27 protein-coding genes and 1 riboswitch are annotated in these 19,594 nt (G+C 39.1%); of the genes, 11 read left to right on the top strand and 16 right to left on the bottom strand.

Translation table 11 applies throughout. From position 1 onward, the window contains the following. Positions 1 to 155 precede the first annotated feature (155 nt). Together D3873_RS11705 and D3873_RS11710 are read right to left on the bottom strand one after the other, a co-directional pair. Complete coding sequence (locus D3873_RS11705; RefSeq protein WP_119884181.1) at positions 156 to 644, bottom strand: TraR/DksA C4-type zinc finger protein; 489 nt, start codon at positions 642 to 644, stop codon at positions 156 to 158. Between the two features lie 123 nt (positions 645 to 767). After that, positions 768 to 1,259 carry a GNAT family N-acetyltransferase gene (locus D3873_RS11710; protein ID WP_119884182.1) on the bottom strand — a complete coding sequence of 164 codons (492 nt, stop codon included), beginning with the start codon at positions 1,257 to 1,259 and terminating at the stop codon, positions 768 to 770. A gap of 69 nt (positions 1,260 to 1,328) precedes the next feature. Here D3873_RS11710 and D3873_RS11715 point away from each other — a divergent pair, with 69 nt between their 5' ends. Both D3873_RS11715 and D3873_RS11720 read left to right on the top strand, forming a co-directional pair. After that, positions 1,329 to 1,775, top strand: a complete 447-nt coding sequence (locus D3873_RS11715; RefSeq protein ID WP_119884183.1) for a MarR family winged helix-turn-helix transcriptional regulator — start codon at positions 1,329 to 1,331, stop codon at positions 1,773 to 1,775. 55 nt (positions 1,776 to 1,830) lie between these two features. Further along, positions 1,831 to 3,087: an NAD(P)-binding domain-containing protein gene (locus D3873_RS11720; protein WP_119884184.1), complete on the top strand. Its 1,257-nt coding sequence runs from the start codon at positions 1,831 to 1,833 to the stop codon at positions 3,085 to 3,087. A gap of 40 nt (positions 3,088 to 3,127) precedes the next feature. Here the strand turns inward: D3873_RS11720 and D3873_RS11725 are convergent, their stop codons facing one another. The 5 genes from D3873_RS11725 to D3873_RS13475 form a co-directional block, all read right to left on the bottom strand. Further along, positions 3,128 to 3,496 (bottom strand): DUF2188 domain-containing protein, encoded by a 369-nt coding sequence (locus tag D3873_RS11725; protein ID WP_119884185.1) that lies wholly within the window; start codon positions 3,494 to 3,496, stop codon positions 3,128 to 3,130. A gap of 53 nt (positions 3,497 to 3,549) precedes the next feature. After that, positions 3,550 to 4,308 (bottom strand): MerR family transcriptional regulator, encoded by a 759-nt coding sequence (locus D3873_RS11730; RefSeq protein ID WP_119884186.1) that lies wholly within the window; start codon positions 4,306 to 4,308, stop codon positions 3,550 to 3,552. A 419-nt stretch (positions 4,309 to 4,727) separates the two neighbouring features. Continuing rightward, positions 4,728 to 5,369, bottom strand: a complete 642-nt coding sequence (locus D3873_RS11735; RefSeq protein ID WP_119884187.1) for a FusB/FusC family EF-G-binding protein — start codon at positions 5,367 to 5,369, stop codon at positions 4,728 to 4,730. A 1-nt stretch (position 5,370) separates the two neighbouring features. Then, a complete protein-coding gene (locus tag D3873_RS11740) occupies positions 5,371 to 6,090 on the bottom strand; it encodes a YebC/PmpR family DNA-binding transcriptional regulator (protein ID WP_119884188.1) in 720 nt (239 codons plus the stop codon). 366 nt (positions 6,091 to 6,456) lie between these two features. Beyond that, the gene (locus tag D3873_RS13475) at positions 6,457 to 6,606 is read right to left on the bottom strand and encodes a hypothetical protein (RefSeq protein ID WP_162920192.1); all 150 of its coding nucleotides are present in this window, start codon (positions 6,604 to 6,606) and stop codon (positions 6,457 to 6,459) included. Between the two features lie 112 nt (positions 6,607 to 6,718). Here D3873_RS13475 and D3873_RS11745 point away from each other — a divergent pair, with 112 nt between their 5' ends. Further along, the gene (locus D3873_RS11745; RefSeq protein WP_119884189.1) at positions 6,719 to 7,228 is read left to right on the top strand and encodes a GNAT family N-acetyltransferase; all 510 of its coding nucleotides are present in this window, start codon (positions 6,719 to 6,721) and stop codon (positions 7,226 to 7,228) included. 47 nt (positions 7,229 to 7,275) lie between these two features. On the opposite strand, the gene D3873_RS13480 is transcribed toward D3873_RS11745, so the two are convergent. Continuing rightward, positions 7,276 to 8,475: a DUF5667 domain-containing protein gene (locus D3873_RS13480; protein WP_162920193.1), complete on the bottom strand. Its 1,200-nt coding sequence runs from the start codon at positions 8,473 to 8,475 to the stop codon at positions 7,276 to 7,278. Between the two features lie 58 nt (positions 8,476 to 8,533). After that, a riboswitch (cyclic di-GMP riboswitch) is annotated at positions 8,534 to 8,616 on the bottom strand. A gap of 178 nt (positions 8,617 to 8,794) precedes the next feature. Between D3873_RS13480 and D3873_RS11750 the strand changes: the two genes are divergently transcribed. Continuing rightward, positions 8,795 to 9,982: a YbfB/YjiJ family MFS transporter gene (locus D3873_RS11750; RefSeq protein ID WP_119884190.1), complete on the top strand. Its 1,188-nt coding sequence runs from the start codon at positions 8,795 to 8,797 to the stop codon at positions 9,980 to 9,982. Here D3873_RS11750 and D3873_RS11755 read toward each other — a convergent pair. Then, positions 9,937 to 10,941 carry an LLM class flavin-dependent oxidoreductase gene (locus tag D3873_RS11755; RefSeq protein WP_119884191.1) on the bottom strand — a complete coding sequence of 335 codons (1,005 nt, stop codon included), beginning with the start codon at positions 10,939 to 10,941 and terminating at the stop codon, positions 9,937 to 9,939. The genes D3873_RS11750 and D3873_RS11755 overlap by 46 nt on opposite strands. 133 nt (positions 10,942 to 11,074) lie before the next feature. On the opposite strand from D3873_RS11755, the gene D3873_RS11760 reads away from it, so the two are divergent. Both D3873_RS11760 and D3873_RS11765 read left to right on the top strand, forming a co-directional pair. After that, positions 11,075 to 11,476, top strand: a complete 402-nt coding sequence (locus tag D3873_RS11760) for a DUF2177 family protein (protein WP_205536267.1) — start codon at positions 11,075 to 11,077, stop codon at positions 11,474 to 11,476. 59 nt (positions 11,477 to 11,535) lie between these two features. Continuing rightward, the gene (locus D3873_RS11765) at positions 11,536 to 13,056 is read left to right on the top strand and encodes an HD-GYP domain-containing protein (protein ID WP_238473784.1); all 1,521 of its coding nucleotides are present in this window, start codon (positions 11,536 to 11,538) and stop codon (positions 13,054 to 13,056) included. A 146-nt stretch (positions 13,057 to 13,202) separates the two neighbouring features. On the opposite strand, the gene D3873_RS11770 is transcribed toward D3873_RS11765, so the two are convergent. Together D3873_RS11770 and D3873_RS11775 are read right to left on the bottom strand one after the other, a co-directional pair. After that, entirely contained in the window at positions 13,203 to 14,015 is an 813-nt protein-coding gene (locus tag D3873_RS11770; protein ID WP_205536268.1) for a protein phosphatase 2C domain-containing protein, read from the bottom strand. A 68-nt stretch (positions 14,016 to 14,083) separates the two neighbouring features. After that, positions 14,084 to 14,350: a hypothetical protein gene (locus D3873_RS11775; RefSeq protein ID WP_119884193.1), complete on the bottom strand. Its 267-nt coding sequence runs from the start codon at positions 14,348 to 14,350 to the stop codon at positions 14,084 to 14,086. A 232-nt stretch (positions 14,351 to 14,582) separates the two neighbouring features. Between D3873_RS11775 and D3873_RS11780 the strand changes: the two genes are divergently transcribed. After that, positions 14,583 to 15,125 carry a GNAT family N-acetyltransferase gene (locus D3873_RS11780; protein ID WP_119884194.1) on the top strand — a complete coding sequence of 181 codons (543 nt, stop codon included), beginning with the start codon at positions 14,583 to 14,585 and terminating at the stop codon, positions 15,123 to 15,125. 102 nt (positions 15,126 to 15,227) lie between these two features. Here D3873_RS11780 and D3873_RS11785 read toward each other — a convergent pair whose 3' ends face one another. Next, positions 15,228 to 16,295, bottom strand: coding sequence for a type I restriction endonuclease (locus tag D3873_RS11785; protein ID WP_119884195.1), 1,068 nt, complete (start codon positions 16,293 to 16,295; stop codon positions 15,228 to 15,230). A 94-nt stretch (positions 16,296 to 16,389) separates the two neighbouring features. Between D3873_RS11785 and D3873_RS11790 the strand changes: the two genes are divergently transcribed. Further along, positions 16,390 to 16,941 carry a 2'-5' RNA ligase family protein gene (locus D3873_RS11790; RefSeq protein WP_119884196.1) on the top strand — a complete coding sequence of 184 codons (552 nt, stop codon included), beginning with the start codon at positions 16,390 to 16,392 and terminating at the stop codon, positions 16,939 to 16,941. Here D3873_RS11790 and D3873_RS11795 read toward each other — a convergent pair. Further along, positions 16,938 to 17,126, bottom strand: coding sequence for a hypothetical protein (locus tag D3873_RS11795; RefSeq protein WP_119884197.1), 189 nt, complete (start codon positions 17,124 to 17,126; stop codon positions 16,938 to 16,940). The genes D3873_RS11790 and D3873_RS11795 overlap by 4 nt on opposite strands. A gap of 31 nt (positions 17,127 to 17,157) precedes the next feature. Here D3873_RS11795 and D3873_RS13600 point away from each other — a divergent pair, with 31 nt between their 5' ends. From D3873_RS13600 to D3873_RS11805, 3 genes are read left to right on the top strand one after another with little or no spacing between them, the layout of a single operon-like run. Continuing rightward, positions 17,158 to 17,439: a nucleoside/nucleotide kinase family protein gene (locus D3873_RS13600; RefSeq protein ID WP_238473785.1), complete on the top strand. Its 282-nt coding sequence runs from the start codon at positions 17,158 to 17,160 to the stop codon at positions 17,437 to 17,439. A 15-nt stretch (positions 17,440 to 17,454) separates the two neighbouring features. Continuing rightward, positions 17,455 to 17,751 (top strand): nucleoside/nucleotide kinase family protein, encoded by a 297-nt coding sequence (locus D3873_RS13605; RefSeq protein WP_238473786.1) that lies wholly within the window; start codon positions 17,455 to 17,457, stop codon positions 17,749 to 17,751. A 5-nt stretch (positions 17,752 to 17,756) separates the two neighbouring features. Further along, complete coding sequence (locus tag D3873_RS11805) at positions 17,757 to 18,215, top strand: GNAT family N-acetyltransferase (RefSeq protein ID WP_119884198.1); 459 nt, start codon at positions 17,757 to 17,759, stop codon at positions 18,213 to 18,215. A gap of 62 nt (positions 18,216 to 18,277) precedes the next feature. Here the strand turns inward: D3873_RS11805 and D3873_RS11810 are convergent, their stop codons facing one another. The 3 genes from D3873_RS11810 to D3873_RS11820 form a co-directional block, all read right to left on the bottom strand. Beyond that, positions 18,278 to 18,604: a four-helix bundle copper-binding protein gene (locus tag D3873_RS11810; protein WP_119884199.1), complete on the bottom strand. Its 327-nt coding sequence runs from the start codon at positions 18,602 to 18,604 to the stop codon at positions 18,278 to 18,280. A gap of 62 nt (positions 18,605 to 18,666) precedes the next feature. Beyond that, positions 18,667 to 18,876 (bottom strand): helix-turn-helix domain-containing protein, encoded by a 210-nt coding sequence (locus D3873_RS11815; RefSeq protein ID WP_119884200.1) that lies wholly within the window; start codon positions 18,874 to 18,876, stop codon positions 18,667 to 18,669. 9 nt (positions 18,877 to 18,885) lie between these two features. Then, positions 18,886 to 19,365, bottom strand: a complete 480-nt coding sequence (locus tag D3873_RS11820) for a DUF2975 domain-containing protein (protein WP_119884201.1) — start codon at positions 19,363 to 19,365, stop codon at positions 18,886 to 18,888. Positions 19,366 to 19,594: the final 229 nt, after the last annotated feature.

The following is a 19,594-nucleotide window of genomic DNA, read 5'->3' on the forward strand; positions in this document are numbered from 1 at the left end:
AGAATGGTTGCAAAGTCATGTGTTGGAGTTAACAATTACATTACATGAATTCATTTTTTGAGACATTTGTAATATTGACGATTTACACAAAATGTTTTATTCGCATTTTTTCAAAAAAATAGCCCTCTACTCGCAAGTAGAGAGCCGCATGAATCTTATGCTTGATCTGAAGGTGAGTCCGAAGAGCCGAACTCCTCGACCTCTTCAAAACTATTTTCTGTATCCACCACTTCATTATTTCCCTTTACAGGATTGTCCGTATTGGCATTTAAAATCGCTTCTTCCGAAGGACGGTCTCTCCAGCTTACGTCATTAGAAGCGTGTTCGATGCACGTTAACGCACTTGGCAATGCCTCTAATCGTTCGAATGGAATATCTCGATGACACACAACACATTTTCCGTACGTCCCGTTTTCCATCGCTTCAAGTGCCGCTTCGATATGTTGTACTTCTTCTTCTTTATGTTGCTCTAACGCCATTTCCGTATTTTGATCCGTTAATTCCGTTGCTGTATCACCAGGATGGTTATCATAATGAGAAAGCTCTGTAGACTCCACTTCTTCCTCTTGGTGCAGTCTGCTTTTCACATCTTCTAATTCTTCTTGTAATTGTTTTTTTAGTTGACTCATTTGTTGTTTGTTCATCTTCATTTCCTCCCAAAAGTTTCAGTTCTTTCAGTATTTCCCTTTTTAGTGGAATGAAAACATGTCGACTATATATGTACAAACTTTGGTTTTAGGATAAGAAGTTCATTTCTAACAACGCGATTACATTCCCACAGTAGTAGATCTTCTTTCATAAATAGCGTTATCACGCCAGACGCCATTCATCTCTCCCATTTTTTTGTGAACACCAACTAAACGAAATCCACATTTTTGATGTAGCGCAATACTTCCTTTATTCTCGGGAAATATCCCCGCTTTCAACGTCCAATAACCCGCCTTTTCAGAGGTTTCGATCAACGCAGTCAATAGTTCCTTCCCGATTCCTTTTCCCTGCGCATTCGGATGCAAATAAATGCTGACCTCTCCAACTCCTCTATAGACATAGCGAGCGGATGTGTATAAGACTTTCGCCCAGCCCATTACGTTACCCTCTATTTCATAGACAAGATGACAAGCAGGATCTGCGGTCTCCATCCATTTTTCATAGCTAGGTGCCGCCGTTTCAAAAGTTGCATTTCCTCCTTCTATACCATATTCATAAATCTCTTTTACTTTTGGCCAGTCAGATACCGTCATTGCTCGAATCACAAACATTCTCCTTTTTTAAAAAAATAGTTGCAAAATGCAAATAGTTAGCATATGCTTTCTGTAAGAGGTGATCACATGGAAAATTATCGTGAAATTTTTCAACTATTAAGTAGACGTTTTGGATTCCTCGATAAGAATTGCTGTTCGGTTTCTGGAGCCGAGATTTCAACTGTTCATAGTCATATCTTATATGAAATTGACAAACAAACAAGTCCTACTATGCAGCAAGTGTCAGAAGCCCTTGGAATTGACGCCACAACGTTTAGTCGACAAGTTCAATCATTAGTCAAGATGAATCTCGTCAAAAAAACACCTTCTACAGAAGATCGTCGCTATTATCATCTTACACTTACAATAGAAGGAAAATATATCGCAACATCCATTGACACATCGATGAATCACTACTTACAAGAACTTTTTTCGCATATGAGTGAACAAGAAAAAGCGGATGTTATTCGTTCCATTACTATTTTGAATGAAGCAATGGGAAAATCATCCGTCTGTTGCACACCGGTATATTAAGTACCGGTTTTTCTTAAAATAAATAGTTGCAAAATGCAACTAAGGAGGAATTATAATGAATAATGTCATTATTATTGGTGCTGGTCCAGTTGGTTTAGCAGCTGCAGCACACTTAGTACAAAAAAACGAATCATTTCAGATACTTGAAATGGGTTCTGAAGTGGCGCCATCTATACGTGAGTGGGGGCATGTGCAACTATTCTCTCCGTGGAAATTTAACATGGATGACGTTGCGGTCTCTTTATTACAAGAAACAGAGTGGATGATGCCTGATGAAACTGCCCACCCGACGGGAAAAGAATTAATCGACGAGTATTTAGTACCACTGGCTACACTACCATCCATCGCTCCACATTTACGTTTAAATACGAAAGTGGTGTCGATTAGCAAAAAAGGTCTTGATAAAATGAAAGATACAGGTAGAGAGGAAGCACTATATTCTGTGTATATTGAAACGAATGGGAAAACGTCTCGTTTAGAGGCGAGCCATATTATCGATGCTACAGGAACATGGACTCAACCTAACTCGATTACTTCTTCACAAGTGTGGACTCGCACTGAAACAGAGCTAACCGACAGCATAACGTACGGCATCCCAAATGTGACAACTGAGCTTGCAAATACTTTACAAAACAAACGTGTCGCGGTAGTCGGTGGTGGACACTCAGCCATAAACTCGTTGTTATCGTTAGCAGAAATTGACGGAATCCATTTAACGTGGATTTTACGAAAACCTTCCGTGGAAAAAGCATATGGCGGAGAAAGTCTCGATGCGTTACCTAAACGAGGATTGTTAGGTCGAAAAATACATCGTCTCGTCGATGCAGGAAAAGTCGAAGTCATGACACCATTTTTCATTGACGTAATAGAACAAATGGATGGGAAGATTTCGTTGATAGGAGACTATGCAGGGGCGGAAACTCGAATCGAATCCATTGACCATGTTTTTGCTGCAACTGGTAGTCGTCCTGATTTTTCGTTCCTTCAAGAAGTCAGACTCGACATCGATAGCTCTCTAGAAAGTGTCAAAGCAATCGCTCCTCTCATTGATCCGAATGTGCATAGCTGTGGAACCGTCCGACCGCATGGGGAAAAAGAGTTACGCCATCCCGACACAAATTTTTATATCGTTGGTATGAAAAGTTATGGTCGTGCGCCAACATTTCTACTTGCAACTGGGTATGAACAAGTTCGTTCTGTAGTCGCCTATATGACTGGTGATGAAGAAGGTGCAAAAGAAGTCCATTTGAAACTTCCGGAAACAGGAGTTTGTAGTGGACCGAAACGCGAAAAGACGACTTCCTGCTGTTAATAACTAAAAAAGCGTGCGAGAGAATTCTCGGCACGCCTTTTTAGTCCCAATCGTATAAGTGATCCTGTAACTTCCCATCTTGATCATACACATTTAGAATTGCATCCTTTTCGTTAACGTAAGGTTTTGCTTCTTCTAAGAGTGCATCTTTCGTATCTGCTGAATGAATCGCTTTAGATCCGTTCTCTCTCATCAATTTCCATTTGTCATCTTCAAACTTTACTTCATATACATCCTGTTCTTTTTTACCTGTCACATATTCCCTTGCTTTGTCCGTTGCGATGGCAATAGCTCGGCCATCTTCCATTCCATCTCGAAGTAGAGCATTCGCAATCTCAATCGCCTTATCGCGCGTTTCCTTAGACAAATTATTCATCGAATCTGGGTAATCATTTTTACTCCATGGCACAAACATCACTCCTTTGCAAGATGTTTTCCCGAATGACTACTCTTCAAACAGCCTTATTGCTTGGTGAAATGAACAATCACATCCCGTAAAAATTCCGCTGTACCTGGAACTGTATGATCGTAAAATGCCGTGAAGCGTTCATCGTCCACATACATTTGCGCTAGCCCTGCATGTGCTTCTTTGGAGTATGTCGTCCAGTATCCCATCAACCACTTTTTGTGAAGCGCCACCACTTCCCTTGCCAACTCACTTGTTGGGTCTCCATTTTCTTTTGCTAGTGCGAGTTTCGCATCAATTTCTTTCGCTAAGTCCTTGGCACGTTCCATATCTTCTGGACGTTGCGCAAGAAACTTTGCATTCGCTTCATCTATTAGTTGGTCACCATACTTCGCACGAATTTCTTTTCCGTAATTTTGCTCGTTCTCTTCAACAAGTTGTGATTTGAACCCTTCAAATTTCTTCTCATTTTCCAATGGTATCCTTCCTTCCTCTTCCGCAATCGACGCTTCAATATTTTCTAATAGAAGTTCGATTTGCTGTTTTCGTTGTAGAAGTGCTTTTTTATGGGAATGAAGTGCAGATGCTCGATCAAATGTAGGTTCCTGCATAAGTTTTTTAATATCCTCCAGTGACATCTCCAGCTCCCGATAAAACAAAATTTGTTGTAAGACGTTTACTTCGTGCGTTCCATAAATTCTGTAACCTGACGAATTAATTCGAGCAGGAATGAGTAACCCGATTTCATCGTAATAGCGTAGCGTACGTGCACTTACGCCAGCTAATTGAGATAGTTTTTGGATCGTATATTCCATCGTATGCACCTCCTAACTTGAGAATAAACCTTTACGCAACGTCAAGGTCAAGAACTTTACATTCATTGACAAACTTCGAAAAGTATGCGATACTATCTTAGTTAACTTGTAAGATAGCAGATAGGCGTTGATTTTTGGCATCTGCTTGATGTTTTGTAGGAACACTTATTCACACTGGCGCGACTATAGGGTCGCAAGGACGTAAAAGAAGGTAGGGTTTACGTTGCTTAAGGAAAACAACCAGTGGATTCTTGACCGCGGCAATACATTCTCAATTATTTGAAATGATTATTTCAACACAATTTTGTTATCTTATATAATCAAAGGGATGCCCCATTACTGGAGCATCCCTTTTCCAATTTTATCGGGCTTTTAAGTTTTTCTTTTTCGAAAAGCTATACTAACTTACTCATTGATCCTTAACGCGCTCTAACAATCTCTATGAAATCTGTCATACGCTCCGAGTCGATCACTTGCTGACTACATTTCAAGCTATCCTGACAAATATAATTGCCTCGCTTTGTGTAAGCACCATTAGCATTTCCTTTTACAGCTGCCGTGAATAATCCGAGTTTGTCATGCTTATGGCAAATGGCACAAATACCATCTTTTTTGGAGACTTCAAATGTCCCATAAGTAGGAAGGTGCTTTTCATTCTGCCAAAAAATAAGACACTTCTTATCCGAACCTTTGTCATTCCACCCTAAAAACGTCTGCAATCGCCAGTCAATTTCTGTGAGATTAGGTATACTCACTTTCTTCAGCTTTGGAAAAAGCTTTCGAATTTTTTCGTCCGTCAGTGCGGGAAATGGAATGACAAACGGTTGAAGTTTCGCCAAAAATTGTTCTCCTGATTGTTTATCCGTTACGTGTTGAATGGAGTTCAACATATCTTGTTGCTCCTCGGATAAGTCGGGCAATAAATTACGTACAGATTCCTCACGCACACTAAGTAAAGCTGCAAGAACATTTTTGTCCTTACTTACTCCAGATGCGTTTACTAATATTTTTACTTGATCCGTTAAAAAGTGAAATTGATCACTACTTAAAAAAGCTTCCATATTACTCACCCAAATCTACGTTGTGATACACCTGTTGCACATCTTCCAAATCTTCAATCGCATCAATCATTTTTTCAAATTGCGCTGCGTCCTCTGGTGATAATGAAATATCATTTTGAGCAAGCATCGTTAACTCCGCAATCGAAAACTCCGTAATTCCTGCCGTTTTGAATGCTTCCTGCACTGCATGGAATTGGTCTGGTTCCGCGTAAACGATTACAGCATTATCTTCTTCTAATACATCTCGTACATCTACATCCGCTTCTAGCATCATGTCTAGGACTTCCTCTGCAGTCTTACCTTCAATCCCAATAACAGCAGTCGCATCAAACATATACGCAACGGAACCACTGACACCCATGTTACCACCATTTTTACCAAAAGCAGCACGTACATCAGATGCCGTGCGATTCACATTATTCGTTAGCGCATCTACAATCACCATTGAACCGCTCGGGCCGAATCCTTCATAACGAAGCTCATCGTAGTTCTCTTCTGAACCACCCTTTGCTTTCTCAATCGCTTTATCAATAATATGTTTTGGCACACTATATGTTTTTGCGCGTTCTAACACGACTTTCAATGCACGGTTTGACTCAGGATCCGGCTCCCCTTGTTTCGCAGCCACATATATCTCACGGCCAAATTTCGCATAAATTCTACTTGTATTCGCATCTTTTGATGCTTTCTTTTCTTTAATATTATTCCATTTACGACCCATTATTGTTCACTCTCTTTCCGAACCTATTTCTACTTTCTTCCTGTGACATTATACACCAGTTCGGAGGGAAAATCACATATAGGAGGAGGGCTTGTAACGAAGGAGGGAAGTGAGTGGAAAGAGGAAAGAGTGGTTTTAAGCGACATTAAGACACTTTCTTGCGACAATAGGACACTTTCAGCAAGCATTGGGACACTTTGCCGCGACATTGGGACACTTTAGGCAAACATTAGGACACTCTCGCCAAACATTAGGACACTTTAGACAAACATTAGGACACTTTAGGCAAACATTAGGACACTTCGATTAACCTTCCTATTTTCTCCAAAAAAATCCCGCTAACTCCAAATGAGTTAGCGGCATGTTTTACAGTCCATTTGTATTGATTCGAGGTTCTTCTGTGACAACTTCTGTATTTTCAGCTTTTTCTTCCGATATGTCGTTTGACGATAACTTCGAATCTTTTTCAATTGCTTCTTCTCGGTCTTGTTCTTGTGGGTGCTTTGGATCCTTCATGTTCATCTCTCCTTCGGTGTTTATAAATTACTTACCCTCATTTTGTCAATTTCATTCCTTTTCGTATAAATGTGATTTAAAATGGAAGAATCGAACGAAATGAGGGATTATTATGCGTTTAGTGGAACCAACGGCTGATTGGAAAGAGGAACATATCGCTTACATAGAAGAGTGGCCAGATGAGGAGAAGGTTGTGCCGTGGAGTTTGGATTTGCGTCAGTATGAGAGTTTCGAGGAGTTTATGGAGAAATTCCCTGCAGGAAAAACTGGCGGTGAAGGTTGGGTTCGGAATGCTAGTTATTATTTGGTGAATGAAGAAAACCGAATCGTGGCGATGATCAATTTGCGTTTTGGTTTAAATGATTTCTTACGTAATGTTGGCGGAAATGTCGGATATGGTGTTCGACCTTCCGAACGGAAAAAGGGCTATGGTTCAAAAATTCTCCGCGAGTCTTTGAAGATTTGTAAAGAAGAAGGGTTGGACCATGTACTCATTACTTGCGACAAAGACAATCTCGGTTCAGCTGGCGTCATCTTAAATAATGGTGGTGTGGAGGATTCTCCTTTTGTCGAGGAATCAGGCAATGTAAAACGCCGCTTTTGGATCGATACTAAAAACTAACATAGAAACGCCTCTCCCACTCAGTTTGAATGGAGAGGCGTTTTGCTTTAATCTTTCCCGTGGTCGTTGGATTCTTTTTTATCTTTCTCATTGTCTCTTTTTTCCGATGCTTTGCTTTCAGATTTATCTTCTTTATCTTCTTTATCTTCTTTATCTTCTTTTTTCGTTTCACGTATAGATTCTTTTTCATCTTTCTCGTCTGCTTTTTCTTGTTTCTTCGTTTCTTTCACTTCTGCTTTTTCTTGCTTCTTCGATTCTTTTACTTCTGACTTTTCTTGTTTCTTTCCTTCTTTTTGTACATTTTTGTGTTCAGTTGTTGGTGCTGTTGCTTGTTTTTCCTTGTCCTTTTCGGGTTCAACTTTCACTGTAGAGCTATCCGTACCGCTTACAGTTGCACTTGAGTTAGTTTCTGCAGACTCAGTATTCTCACTAGAATCCGTCGTTTCTGTAGTCACTTCTTCCGCTACAACTTCATCGGCAGGTTTTTCATCTACTGTTCCATTTTCTTCTGTGGTAGATTCTGTATCTTCTGCCTCTGTCGAGTCTTCTTCATTTTCTTGAGCAAGCAGTTTTGCCAATTTTTTTGACATCTTCTTTTCTAATTTCTTTTGTGCTTTTTCAATATTTTTCGTTAAAGATTCGCTAGCTTGTTCACTTCCTACTTTTTCAAGAGCAGCTTGCAACGCTACAATATTTTGAGAAAATTTTGCTATAAGTTTTTCTTCTGGTGTTAATTCTACGTCCTCAGCAGGAGTTTCTTCTGTCGTATCGGTATTTTCAGTGACTTCTTCTGTGGAATCTGTTTCTTGAACAGCTTCCTCATCAGTGGTCGATTCTTCATTTACAACTTCATCCGAACTTGTTTGTTCTGATGAGCCATCTTCAGAGACTTCCGTTCCTTGCTCCAGTTGATCAAATGCGTCTGTGTATTGCTCGATAGCCGCTTCTAACGTTTCTACCGCTTTTTCTTCTTCACCCGCATCGTATAGAGCCTCGGCTTCCGCGATCCGTTCAGCAGCAAACTCATTTAATAGTTCGGCTTCTTTTAAATCATCAAACGTTAGTGCTAATTGAATAGATTCTTTTAGCTCCTTTAGGAAGTAAAAGAAGTCACCAGGTATAAGTGCTGGTTCTACCACTTCTTCCTCCGCCGCTGCGTCTGTGTTTGCAAAAGCGGATGTTGTAGATCCTATTGTGAAGATGGCAATTAAAATTGCAAAACTATACTTCCAAGATAATTTACTCATGATTTCTCTCCCTATCTTTATGATGGAAGAAATCGGTGCATTGGATTGCTCCTCATTCTTCGGTAGCTCAGCCGCCTTAGAAGACTCTTTAGGCCCGGAACTTTGCGTCCTGATTTTTCAATCAGTTTGCCTTTTTCGAAATGTCAGGGTTCTCCTGATAATTCAACGATACACTTACCTATTTTTTGATACAATATTTCTATCTATCTAAAAAAATAGCTTCTTTTCAATGGTTGATACATTTTTTTGAAATTACCATGACTTTATGATTATAACCTTATAGTCTTTTAGTCCTTTCATAAAAACTGGAGGTCCTTTTATGAACAAACCCTTGTTACTCGTTATTGGAGGAGTATTTTCTCTTTTTATTGCCATGAGTATTGGCCGCTTTGCATATACGCCTATCCTTCCCTTCATGCAGGAGGAGAAAGAGTTTTCGACTATTTTCGCGGGGTATTTAGCATCTAGTAATTATGCCGGTTATTTGGTCGGGGCGATTATTGGTAGTTTGTTCCCGATTCAACAAAATCGGAGCTTGTTGCTTCGAATTAGTATAGCCGTGAGTATCGGGTTGACGATTGCGATGGGACTGACGGATCACACAGCGCTATGGGTTGTTTTTCGTTTTGTTTCCGGGGTGGCCAGCGCATTTGTCTTCGTGTTAACGTCGAGTATCGTGCTCGATCAACTAGCTGCCAAAGGAAAAATGGGGTTAGTTGGAGTGATGTACGGTGGTGTTGGTTTAGGCATTTTTGTTTCTTCTCTTCTTGTGCCTTTTCTTGTAACGACGTATGGGAGTGATGGAACTTGGATTGGTCTTGGAATTCTGGCTCTGATCGTTAGTACGATTGTGTTTCTTTTTGTGAATGAAGACAGGAGCCTTCCAGCGATTTCACAAAAAACGACCAAAAAAAAGAAGCCATCTGTTAAAAAATGGCTTCCTTGGTTACTCATTGCTTACGGATTAGAGGGGCTCGGATATATCGTAACAGGAACGTTTATCGTAGCAATTGCGGAACAAACGCCAATCTTCCATGGAAATGGGACGAGTGTTTGGCTCTTGGTCGGCCTAGCCGCTATTCCTTCTTGCGTTGTATGGGCTTATTACGGCAATCGATTTGGATGGATGACATCATTTTTTGTACTTCTACTCATCCAATCCATCGGAATTGCACTTCCTGCCTTCTCTTCATCCATTGTTAGTTTTTACATTAGTGCACTTTTATTTGGTGCGACGTTTATGGGTGTTACTACCCTTGTTGCCGCTTATGCGAGAGGAAAACTTCCCCATGCAAGCGCACGTATTCTAGCTATTTTAACGATTACGTACGCTTTAGGGCAAATGGTTGGACCGAGTATAGCTGGCATTGTCACAGATGCAAGCGGAGATTATCATTTAGCTCTGTATGGTGCAGCAATTGCCGTGTTTCTTGGCGCATTATTTGTCATCCCGCTGATGGCTCAGGAAAGAGAAGAAAAGTCCGCTGCTTCGGAAAGTAACGTATAAGATTTTTTCCGCTTCTCTTGATCATAAATATAGGAGACTGCCATCAACTCATCAAAGTGGATGGCTTTTTTCATTGCCAAAAGCTGACTACGCACTGTTTCTACGTCACCACGTAGTGTGTATGTCGACATATCTTTCACAGCTCGTTCTTCAAATGGTGACCATAGTCCATCTAGCGATTCAACAGGCGGCTTTAAAAATTCTTCCGTTCTGCGCACGACATTTAAGTAAAACAACGTACTCGAGGTTGCTAAGAAATCCGCTTGTTCGTTCGATTCCGTAACGACAGCGTTCACACAAACAATGACATACGGTTCCTTTAAGTACTCAGAAGGCTGAAATTGTTCTCGGTAAATTGCTACCGCATCTTGTAGATGTGTCGGAGCAAAATGTGCGGCAAAGGCATATGGCAAGCCCAGGCGTGCGGCTAAAATGGCACTGGATGTACTGGATCCCAAAATATACGTGGGGACATTTGTGTCTGTACCAGGAAATGCACGCACCATACCTTGTTGGTCTAGTGGCTTGAAGTATTGTTGTAGTTCCACGACGTCTTGTGGGAATGAAAAAGTCGTCTCTTGTGATGTTCTCCGAAGCGCACGAGCTGTTTGCATATCGGTTCCTGGCGCACGACCGAGACCTAAATCCACACGGTCTCCATAAATGGTCGCCAATGTACCAAATTGTTCTGCTACCACTAATGGCGTATGATTCGGTAGCATGACGCCTCCAGAACCAACTCGGATGGAATCCGTATGCTGTAAAACATGACCGATTAAAAGAGAAGTAGCGGAACTAATAACCGATGGCATATTATGATGTTCTGTTAGCCAGTATCGTGTGAAGCCTAATTTTTCCGCATGTTTTGCGAGTCCCGTCATATCTTGAATCGCATCTTTATTGGAGTGTCCTTCTCGAACTGACACTAAATCTAATATAGATAGTGGAATTGAATGCATAGTGTTGTCCCTCTTTTCATTATCAAAAGCTAAAGAACAGTGTAGAACTTCTTGCCGATGTGCTCAAGGAATGTGCTCATAGACGTCATGTGTTTGAACCTTTGGTAAGATAATGAAAAAAGGAGTGGTGATAATGAGAAAGATGATGAAATTATACCTCTTAACATTTGTGATTTTCTTTGCAGTCGATTTTGTCTGGTTGGGGTTTGTAGCACCTAGTGTCTATGATCACTACATCGGCTTTTTACTTGCGGAGGATGTGAATTTCTGGGCAGCAGGAATTTTTTATATTTTGTACATTTTTGGCCTTGTCTATTTTGTCATTCAACCGGCAATAAACAAAGGGAGTGTCAAACGCGCTCTAGTTACTGGTGCTTTCTTCGGATTTATCACGTACGCAACTTATGACTTAACTAACCTTGCAACCATTGAAGGTTGGCCAGTTGCTGTTACCATCATCGATCTTATATGGGGCAGTTTGTTAAACGGAGTAACTAGCGCTATTGTTACATGGATTTATTTACGAAAAAAATAATATCGTTCGTGACAATGCTCTTGCCGCAAGGGATAATAAGGAAAAAGCAGGAGGGGTGAATGGCAATGGAGAAGGTGTATCAAACGTTTTTACAACGGTTAATACGCGATTACTTAATCGGATCCGGAATTGCAGTATTAGGTGTTGGGAGCATCTTCATCTATGCCGCACTCGACGCCCCTCCTATCGAAGGTGTTCGCTTGCTGCTCATTTTAGTTGTTTCTTTACTCGTGATGGTTGCAGCAGAAATTATCGCTATTCGAAAACATCTTGCGCCTATAAAACAATTGGTTTCCACCCCTGATGCTTCTATATCTAGCCTAAAATCGGTTTATCACCACGTTCACCGATTACCATTGCTCGCATTAAAACGAATTTTCGGACCACACTTAATGGGGATTTCCATTCCAGCCGGACTATTATTAGTCGTGAGCATATGGCAAGAATGGATTAATCTTCCCTATACATACATCATTTTAGCTGCAATAGGCGGACCTCTCGTCGCATGCATGCATGCGTTCGTCGAGTTTTTTCTTAATTCCGAAACGATGAAACCGCTCGCAGTGGCAATTCAACGAAAAGCGTTCGAGCAACATGGGATTGATCTTTCACTCGATGGAGAAGTTGTTGTCTCCATCCGCAGAAAATTCCTATGGAGCATGTTTCTGATCGGGACATTTCCGTTATTTCTATTCATTCTCGGCGGCTATATTCGAGTGGATATCTTATCTAATTCAGTCGACTACTGGGTGTGGGCTGGAATCATAATCTTAGTAGGTATTTCCTTTTCCGCCTTAGGGGCATGGGTTCTGACACGTGAAATCACGCACCCTATTCAACAAACAATCACCGCGATGGCGGCAGTTCAAGACGGAAACTTCGAACAAAAAGTATCAGATATCTATTCCGATGAATTCTCCCAAGTTGTTACTGGATTTAATTCCATGGTAGATGGCTTAAAAATGCGAGAACAAAAAAATGATCAGCTAATTCAAAGTTACTTCGCCACGTTAGCAGCTGCTCTCGATGCACGAGATCCTTACACAGCCGGGCATTCGGAACGAGTAGCCGCTTATTCAGTTGAAATTGGCAAACTTGCCGGATTACCTATAGACGAAATTGAAACTCTTCAAAAATCAGCGTTGTTACATGACATTGGCAAAATTGGAATTCGTGATGAAATTCTTTTAAAAGAAGGAAAATTAACAGAAGAAGAATACAGTAAAATTAAAGAACACCCATTAACAGGTGAAGCCATTTTGAAAGAAATAAAACCGGCAGAATCCATGGCACCCCTTCTTCCGGGGGTTCGTTCACACCATGAGTCATATAACGGAAAAGGATATCCAGACGGTCTTGTAGGAGAAGCTATTCCGCTTCAAGGAAGAATTATGGCAATTGCTGATGCTTTTGATGCGATGACATCGGATCGCCCGTATCGAAAAGGAATGGAAACGGCGAAAGCACTGCAAATCCTTCGCGAAGGCAGTGGCATTCAATGGGATCCCATATTAACTCCACTCTTCATACAGAACTACTCGGTAATTGAAAAGCGCATTCAAAAAAATCGTGGCAAGTAATTTGCTCGTTCATGACTAAAGTGCCAAAAAACGAGCAAGCTCGAAATATTCCAAAAAGAAAAACAAACCGCCGAACGTTATGCTGTTCAGTTGGTTTGTTTTTTTGAACTGATGTGAAAATCCGATTTAGATGATTTGCATCTCTCTTAGTGATTACTTGCTTTCGTAGCATGTTCCTCAATCACTTTTTTCCAGGAAACAATCGTCGTACTGTCTCTGCCATTATTTTCTTGAACCGTTTGTAGTAACGACCTCACTGCTTCTTCATCAGACATCTGTTCGAACTTTTGGAAAATAGTAGCTGGCTGTTCATACTTATTTCCAGGAAACTCAAGAAGACCATCTGTCGTGATAAGAAGATGGTTCTCACCTTTTCGCAATTCTTTCACTCCACTGCTATAGCAAGGAATAACTTGCGCGAATGTATTCACTTGACCAATCCATTCATAAAAATGACGTTGATTCACTTGGTACTGATTTAACTTCGTGAGTTCGGGATGTACCAAATATAGTATCCCATCCCCCACCGAAAACCAGTAAAGATACTTTCCTTTGCGAACAGCTAGTAGAAATGCTGTTTCACCTGTCACGCTTCTGCATTTTTGCAAAAAGGACTCTGATTGATACATAGTAAGAATTTCATTTTCCACTGAACGAAAATACGATTTCGAAAGTACTTGAGACAACAAACTTTCCATGGCTGCCTGATTTTCTTCGAACAAAGACAGAATAATCTCAGCACTCTCCGAGGAATTATGTGCATCCATGACAACCACCGTTTCCCAATCGTGTACTTCATTCAGCCAAACGATACACGCATCCTCATTTTTGTATTGACCAGCGGAACTATTACCACCAAATCTACCTACCAACACATGATTTATTTGCTGAACGTCCACCTGATCAACAAAATGTTCTCTACTACCGACCCACGACATCTTGCATTCTTTATTTTTCATTGCAATCATTCTCCTCTTATTAGACATAGAAAAGACATCCTCCACCATTTGGAAAGAGGATGTCCGAATCACAAATTAGAACGAACTCTATTTCGTTTAAATTGCCCAATCTCTTTGAATAAAAACTGCCAGAAAGCGATCGAAGCAACAAGTAAAAAGAGTAGCTTCCATATATCACTCCAGTCGTTATTGTACACATAGTACGCAATTGCACTAAAAGCATAAATATAGAAGATTAGCCCCCACAGAAGTGAGTCTTTTTTTACCATAAACTTAATGAAAAATAGTAAAACACCAATTCCTAGTAGCACCCATTTCGTCGTTTCAAAATCCATTCCCACAAACCCCTTTTTATGTTCTTTATTCTATTTTATCAAATTATAGTCTTAAGATTCCGTTAAATAACGATATAGTTTTGGTTCTTACGTATATACTTCGATAACATCTATGCTGCTCAACATGATTTCTAAGTAGAAAGTTTCTATCCCATCCTCGATATTACATGAAAAAAGTCATTTCCCCCCAATTATTTCTGCTAAACTAGTAAAAATAGAAAGAGGTGCTTACATGTTTTATTGTTCATTAACCGAAAATGCTTATTTGAAATTATTAACGCCAGAAGATGCGGAAGCATTGTTCCAAGCTACGGATGAATCTCGTGCTCATTTAAAAGAGTGGTTACCATTTATCGATTACACAAAAACGAGCGAAGATTCTCTTAACTTTATTCGCAGTACAATGAAGCAATTTAGTGACAATAATGGAATTCAAGCAGGGATTTGGTATGACGGAAAGTTAGCCGGTGTCATTGGTTTTCACGCGGTGAATTGGTCGAACAAGTCCACTAGTTTAGGGTACTGGCTATCAAACAAATTTACCGGTAAAGGGTTAATGACCCTTGCTGTTCAAGCGATGGTAACGCATGCATTTCACACGTGGAAATTGCATCGAGTAGAAATCCGTGCGGCAGAAGAAAATGTGAAAAGTCGTGCAATTCCGGAAAGATTAGGATTTATAAAAGAAGGCGTATTGCGTGATTCTGAATGGTTGTATGATCACTTTGTCAGTCATGTAGTGTATGCCATGATTGCGGAGGATTGGGGGAAATGAAAATAACTATAAAATATATCTTTTATTATCAAGCTTGGCCTTTTAATGAAAGATATAATTTATAGTCATATTAGTAAATCCTCAAAATTTTTCATTTGAGAATTATACATATCCTTTTGCAATATCAATAATTTTTTCTGAATAGTTCATTATGTCAGTTAAATTTTCAAGCTGTAATTTAGTTTTGTACTCGTCATTTAGTGTCATCGTTTTTTTATTTTTTTCTAGACTTAATCTAACAACCCATTTTCGTATATTATTGTCGATTAGTACATTAAGATAACTTTGATTATCTTTGTAGAATACTCTTTCTGGATTGATAACATCTTTTAGAATTATTTTCACCATTGTATACCCTTGAATTTCATCTTCTGTCGTGACGATCACTGGTTCATTGCTTGGATGGATTTCCTCCTTGGATGGTACAACTGGAGGAGCATTTTCTATAGAATCGTTTGTACTTTTTAAAGCCGCATTCAATTTTTCATTAACTTGTTCATTTATAAATTGTTTAAATGCTTTCTTAATTATTGGTTCGAATCTATCAATAGTATTTTTCGTTTTTACGCCATCGTAAACCTGACTAACAAGATATTTAACAAAGCTCTCACTAGGAAATTCCAATTCGGATGATAAATACGATTTTAATTTATTTAAATATTTTAATTCTGAAGCTGTAGTAAAAATATTTTCAAGATCAAAGCTTTCTTTATGAAACTTGTACAATTCTTGTAGAGATGTTTCTTTCAATTCAAGTAAGTTAAACTCGAAAAAAGGAGTATCGTCCATTTTGTTTTGCTCTTCTAAATCAGTATAGAACCTATATATTATTCCATTAGTTAAAATACCAAATTTAGCAGTAGTCGTTCCAAAATATCTAAACAATTGTGAATCATGCTTGTGTAAATGTTCACTGATTGATTTTGCTTCAATCAAAATAACAGGATTACCGTCATCCATTATGGCATAATCAACTTTTTCTCCTTTTTTTATTCCAACATCAGCAATAAACTCCGGTGTAAACTCTGATGGATTAAAAATGTCATATCCTAGATTTTGAAAAAAAGGCATGATTATTGAGGTTTTTGTTGCTTCTTCTGTAAAAATATTATCTTTAATATTCTCGACTCGTTTTGCAAGTAATTTTATTTCAGATATAAATTTTTCCATAGTACCGCACCTCCGAAATATGAATATTCTGATAAAATAATAATACCATTTTTTAGAAAAAATAGAAATCATTCTTTTAAGGAGGAATTTTTGAATGTACGCAATACTTGCAAATTTTGATGATACGTTAGATAAACGTATTCGTGAATTATGGAGCGGTTTAGAGATAGCTGGACTTACCGATTATGCCTCGCAAGTTGCAGACAGGGAACCTCACGTGACACTTGCTTCATACGAAAATGTACATGTGGAGAATTTTAAGCGAGATATGGATAGTTATTTTGCTACGCAACAAGCTTTTCCAATTACTTTTCAATCCCTTGGCATATTTGCCAAAACAGATATTATCTATTTAGCTCCAACGGTTACCTCAAGCTTGTTGCAGTTTCATCAATCCTATTACGACGCTTTTTCCACATATAATGAAGGACCGAATTCTTTGTATGTCCCTGGTAAGTGGATTCCACATTGTACAATGGCAAACCATGTAGGGAAGGATCGAATTCCAGACATTTTGTCGTATTTAGTTCACCAAGCGGAATCATTACAAGGAATGATTACGTCTATTTCATTGTTAGAAACGGAATTTTCTGATGGAAAATGTATTCGTGCTACCGTTATCCACCGAACGAATTTGACCTGTTAATCCTTTTCTGTCTTAGCACCATTGGTTGCTACTTCTTTTAATATCACGACACCAATAATACTTAAAACAGCAGATGCGATAAAGAGAAGAATTTGTACTACTTGAGGTACAGGGAGCAATAATGCGAAAAGTAAAAAGGATGATCCTAACGTAGTGAATGATATTCCTTGGGATGTATTGTTCAATGAAACCTAGCCCCTTTCAAAGGAGAATAGAATGAATTTACCGATTTGTATCGATTTTATCATACATAACCGTCCCAAAACTGGCAGATTTATCGTCGGAATCGATGGAATGAGTCGTTCAGGAAAGAGTACACTTGCTGAAAAAATAAAGTACTCACTGGAAGAACAAAGTATTCCCGCCATTCTTCTTCATATTGATGATCATATCGTAAAACGTGAACAGCGCTATGAAACAGGGAAACCAGAATGGCAGGAATACTACAAATTTCAATGGAATGTAGATAAATTAGTCCATTCCCTTTTTCAACCTTAGCGAACTGCAAACACATTGATTCTCGATTTTTATGACAATGAAACGGATTTTCTTTTATCTAAATCGATACATATTCCGAAGATTGCAATCGTATTAATAGAAGGAGTTTTTCTTCAGCGCGCCGAATGGAGAGATTATTATGATCAGGTTATTTTCCTTCATTGCTCAAAAAAGAAACGATTTGAACGAGAATCGATTTCGACGCAGCGAAATCGCGATAAATTTGAACGTCGCTATTGGCCAGCTGAAGCAAGTTATTTGTGGGAAATAAAACCCCATAAATCAGCAGATATAACTTTACGAAATGAGTGATAATGATGAGTTTAGAATTACGACCGATGGATGAATCATATTATGATAGTTATTTGGAAGAAGCGGTAAAAGAGTACGCGGAAGAGAAAGTTACAGCAGGGAATTGGGACGAGGAAGGATCTTTGGAAAAATCTCGCGACGAATATACTCGATTGTTGCCAGATGGAGTTAATAGTAAGGATAATTTTCTCTTTACTGCTTATGTAGACGAGCAACCAGTCGGGATGATTTGGTTTGCGAAGACTTCTCCTGAAAAAGCATTTATTTATGATGTCAAAATTCATGAGACAGAACAAGGCAAAGGATATGGAAAGCAACTGATGTTGGCTTGTGAAGTTGAAGCGAAAAAAGAGGGCTTTTTGTTGTTAGAGCTTCATGTATTCGGTCACAATCGGATTGCGCGTAACTTGTACGAAAGATTAGCGTATGAAACGAAGAACGTCATTATGGCGAAGAAATTATAAAGTGGTAAGCCATCACGTTCATTTATAAAAAAAGTGCAGCAACTGAGCTGCACTTTTTACTATTATGCCACCAGTTTACGACAAGCTTCTGCACACTTGCGGCACGACTCTGCACATCTTTTACAATGTTCATGCTCGTGTTTACCACATTCCTCTGCACATTGTTCGCAAACTTTTGCGCAAAGCTCTAGGTAGTCATTTAAAAAAGGACTATTACGTGTGATTACATTCATCGTATTGGCACATACATCGGCACATTCACGGTCAAGTCGAATACATTCTGCCATCATTTTCACATCGTCTTCTTGTAAACATGAATCAAAACAATTGTTGCATGCATCTAGGCATTCCATTAGAATTTTCATCGTTTCTTCATTCTTTGCTTGCATCCAATCTCCTCGCTTTCATGTAGTTATACATTCTTTTCCACTGAAAGCTCGTCGTAAACGTATTATTCCTCTTTTGTATATTCGAGTATGTCTCCCGGTTGGCAATCGAGTGCTTTACAAATGCCCTCTAGCGTCGAAAATCGAATCGCTTTTGCTTTGCCATTTTTAAGAATGGATAGGTTCGCCATCGTAATTCCCACTTTTTCTGTTAACTCCGTGACACTCATTTTTCGCTTAGCAAGCATGACGTCAATATGAATAATTATTCCCATACTCTCACCTCAAACCGTTAAATCATTTTCAGATTTTATGTCGATCGCATTTGTTAATAATTTTTGAAGCACTGCTGCAAAAACTGCCACGACAAAGGACGCCCCAACAAAGACAGCTCCTATTAAGATAAAACCTGGTGAATCATCCTTATCTCCAAACAAAAAGAAAAACGGCATGACAGCAAGATAAATTAGGCTAATGACAATGGCACAAAGTTTAATTACTTTAATCGCTTGAACAGATGATCTGGTAAATGCATTTCCTTTGTCGATAAATGTCAGTAACTTTAACGCTTGAAAAAGCGCATAAAAGAATGGAATTGCCGCTGTATACATTGCGACGATTATCGGATATAAATATTTCCCTAATGGATCAGCATGTTGGCGAATGTCTGAGATTAACCAAGGTAAAAAAAAGACACACAACCCCAAAATAAAGAGTCCTAATAAGACGATGACTACCTTCAAAAAGATGGTTTCTCGTTTCATGATACGTAACACCTCACATGTTCTAATTAAGGATAGTTTACCATCATATTTATCGAATATCAATAAATAAATATTGAATTTTAATGTTTTTTAGTGTCCGTATTGCTTTATCAAAACGAATTCTTTGGAACGTGTCCTGTTAAGTAACGCGAAAATCGTGCAACAAGCATTTATTCCCTTATGAAAAAACGTTTTAGTTAGCGAGAACGTACCTTAAAACGAAAAAAAC

The sequence above is a fragment of the Paenisporosarcina cavernae genome (genome assembly GCF_003595195.1).
Classification (GTDB): Bacteria; Bacillota; Bacilli; order Bacillales_A; family Planococcaceae; genus Paenisporosarcina; species Paenisporosarcina cavernae.

Bases quoted from the DNA above. Each gene is read 5' to 3' on its own strand.
- D3873_RS11705 (WP_119884181.1), bottom strand. From the start codon at position 644: ATGAACAAACAACAAATGAGTCAACTAAAAAAACAATTACAAGAAGAA.
- D3873_RS11710 (WP_119884182.1), bottom strand. From the start codon at position 1,259: ATGTTTGTGATTCGAGCAATGACGGTATCTGACTGGCCAAAAGTAAAA.
- D3873_RS11715 (WP_119884183.1), top strand. From the start codon at position 1,329: ATGGAAAATTATCGTGAAATTTTTCAACTATTAAGTAGACGTTTTGGA.
- D3873_RS11720 (WP_119884184.1), top strand. From the start codon at position 1,831: ATGAATAATGTCATTATTATTGGTGCTGGTCCAGTTGGTTTAGCAGCT.
- D3873_RS11730 (WP_119884186.1), bottom strand. From the start codon at position 4,308: ATGGAATATACGATCCAAAAACTATCTCAATTAGCTGGCGTAAGTGCA.
- D3873_RS11735 (WP_119884187.1), bottom strand. From the start codon at position 5,369: ATGGAAGCTTTTTTAAGTAGTGATCAATTTCACTTTTTAACGGATCAA.
- D3873_RS11740 (WP_119884188.1), bottom strand. From the start codon at position 6,090: ATGGGTCGTAAATGGAATAATATTAAAGAAAAGAAAGCATCAAAAGAT.
- D3873_RS13475 (WP_162920192.1), bottom strand. From the start codon at position 6,606: ATGAAGGATCCAAAGCACCCACAAGAACAAGACCGAGAAGAAGCAATT.
- D3873_RS11745 (WP_119884189.1), top strand. From the start codon at position 6,719: ATGCGTTTAGTGGAACCAACGGCTGATTGGAAAGAGGAACATATCGCT.
- D3873_RS13480 (WP_162920193.1), bottom strand. From the start codon at position 8,475: ATGAGTAAATTATCTTGGAAGTATAGTTTTGCAATTTTAATTGCCATC.
- D3873_RS11750 (WP_119884190.1), top strand. From the start codon at position 8,795: ATGAACAAACCCTTGTTACTCGTTATTGGAGGAGTATTTTCTCTTTTT.
- D3873_RS11755 (WP_119884191.1), bottom strand. From the start codon at position 10,941: ATGCATTCAATTCCACTATCTATATTAGATTTAGTGTCAGTTCGAGAA.
- D3873_RS11760 (WP_205536267.1), top strand. From the start codon at position 11,075: ATGAGAAAGATGATGAAATTATACCTCTTAACATTTGTGATTTTCTTT.
- D3873_RS11765 (WP_238473784.1), top strand. From the start codon at position 11,536: ATGGCAATGGAGAAGGTGTATCAAACGTTTTTACAACGGTTAATACGC.
- D3873_RS11770 (WP_205536268.1), bottom strand. From the start codon at position 14,015: ATGAAAAATAAAGAATGCAAGATGTCGTGGGTCGGTAGTAGAGAACAT.
- D3873_RS11775 (WP_119884193.1), bottom strand. From the start codon at position 14,350: ATGGATTTTGAAACGACGAAATGGGTGCTACTAGGAATTGGTGTTTTA.
- D3873_RS11780 (WP_119884194.1), top strand. From the start codon at position 14,583: ATGTTTTATTGTTCATTAACCGAAAATGCTTATTTGAAATTATTAACG.
- D3873_RS11785 (WP_119884195.1), bottom strand. From the start codon at position 16,295: ATGGAAAAATTTATATCTGAAATAAAATTACTTGCAAAACGAGTCGAG.
- D3873_RS11790 (WP_119884196.1), top strand. From the start codon at position 16,390: ATGTACGCAATACTTGCAAATTTTGATGATACGTTAGATAAACGTATT.
- D3873_RS13600 (WP_238473785.1), top strand. From the start codon at position 17,158: ATGAATTTACCGATTTGTATCGATTTTATCATACATAACCGTCCCAAA.
- D3873_RS11805 (WP_119884198.1), top strand. From the start codon at position 17,757: ATGAGTTTAGAATTACGACCGATGGATGAATCATATTATGATAGTTAT.
- D3873_RS11810 (WP_119884199.1), bottom strand. From the start codon at position 18,604: ATGCAAGCAAAGAATGAAGAAACGATGAAAATTCTAATGGAATGCCTA.
- D3873_RS11815 (WP_119884200.1), bottom strand. From the start codon at position 18,876: ATGGGAATAATTATTCATATTGACGTCATGCTTGCTAAGCGAAAAATG.
- D3873_RS11820 (WP_119884201.1), bottom strand. From the start codon at position 19,365: ATGAAACGAGAAACCATCTTTTTGAAGGTAGTCATCGTCTTATTAGGA.